The sequence below is a fragment of the Streptomyces sp. KLMMK genome, from assembly GCF_036961605.1.
In the GTDB taxonomy this organism is placed as follows: domain Bacteria; phylum Actinomycetota; class Actinomycetes; order Streptomycetales; family Streptomycetaceae; genus Streptomyces; species Streptomyces telluris.
This window is the reverse complement of record NZ_JBAMDC010000739.1, coordinates 1-1,363: the sequence shown is the minus strand read 5'-3', so window position 1 is coordinate 1,363 and position 1,363 is coordinate 1. Positions and strand designations below refer to the sequence as shown.

Sequence of the window (1,363 nt, the reverse complement as noted above, 5' to 3'; positions counted from 1 at the left end):
CCCCCACCGCCGCGAGGTAGGCGTCGGCCCGGTCCGCGTCCATGAACCAGTCCTGGAATCCGGCCGGGTCCGCGTAGCCGTTGATATAGCGGTGCGCGACCTCGGGGTGGTGCGCCGCCGCGGACATGACGCGCTGCACGTGCTCCGGCGGGGGCCCCAGCAGCAGGTTGTTGAAGGCCGTCACGTGGCGGGCGTGCTCCCAGTGCGCGGCGAACGTGCGCAGCATCCACGTGCGGTCGAAGGGCCGTTCGCCGTGGCCGGTGATCTCCCGCAGGTACCGGTCGGCGCAGCGGGCCGCGCTGTTGGCGCCCTGTCCGCCGATCGGGTCGTTGAGGACGACGGCGTCCGCCATGCCCAGGACGTACGCGTCCGGCGCGACCCGGGCGACGGGGTGGCGCACGACGGGGGTCACGGCGCCGGTGAGTGCGGCGCCGCCGTCGGTCGGCTCCATGCCCCGGCACAGCTCGTACTCGCGGGGGAGCCGGCCGCGCAGCAGCTCCAGGGAGCGCTCCACGCAGGCGCCCGGCCCCGGCCGGTCGCCCCAGACGTCGAGCGGCCCGCCCGGCACCGCCTCCCACAGCAGCATCTCGCAGGGCCCGTCGAGCGTGAGGCCGTGCAGCACGTAGAACTCCCCGGCGCCGTCCACGGGGTTGATCCGCCCGTGCGGCCCGCCGGTGCCGTCCGGCCCGTGCGTGCCGCGCACGTAGCAGGCGGCCAGCGTCCGCTGCGGGCGGTCGTAGGGGCTGTGCCGTCCGTCGCGCGCGAAGATCTCCGCGAGGGGGCCGCGGCCGGTGGCGACGACCGTCAGGTCGTGGGCGGCGGCGATCCCCGGCAGGTCGTCCGGGCCGACCGTGCCGTACACGGCGCGCCCGCCGCGCTCCTCGAACAGCTCCAGCCAGCCCGCCGTCTTCACCCGCTGGTCGACGGCTTGTGCGGGCGCATCGAGGGGGACGGAGATCCCGCCCGCGGGAGCGTACGGCCCCTCGGTGACGGCCATCCGGATGGCCGTCATCCGGGGTGTCCGCGCCTCCCACCGGTTCAGCCCGGCGGCGCGCTCCAGGGCGAGGGCGGGCTCGAACATCACCGGGGTGGAGAGGATGCGCCCGGCCCGCACCTCCGCGGGCCTGCGGGCGGCGTACAGCGTGACCTCGTAGGCCTCCGCGGCCTCTTCCGGCGGCTTCTCCGGCCGCAGCCCCAGGGCCAGCTGCAGCCCCGCCTGACCCGCTCCGACCACCGCGATCCTGCGCATCGCCGCCTCCGCGGGCCCGGAGGTCGCCTGCCGTGTGGTCCCGGTGCCGGGCCCCCACCCGTTGTAGCGGGAGGCGACGCGTGCTGTACAGATGGCGTACGAATGCCGCACTTC

General features: G+C 76.1%; 1 protein-coding gene. It reads right to left on the bottom strand.

Annotated features, from left to right (window positions below; all coding sequences use genetic code 11):
- On the bottom strand, positions 1–1,249 hold a 1,249-nt coding region (locus tag V7793_RS37615; protein ID WP_336014242.1), incomplete at its 3' end, for a styrene monooxygenase/indole monooxygenase family protein.
- Positions 1,250–1,363: the final 114 nt, after the last annotated feature.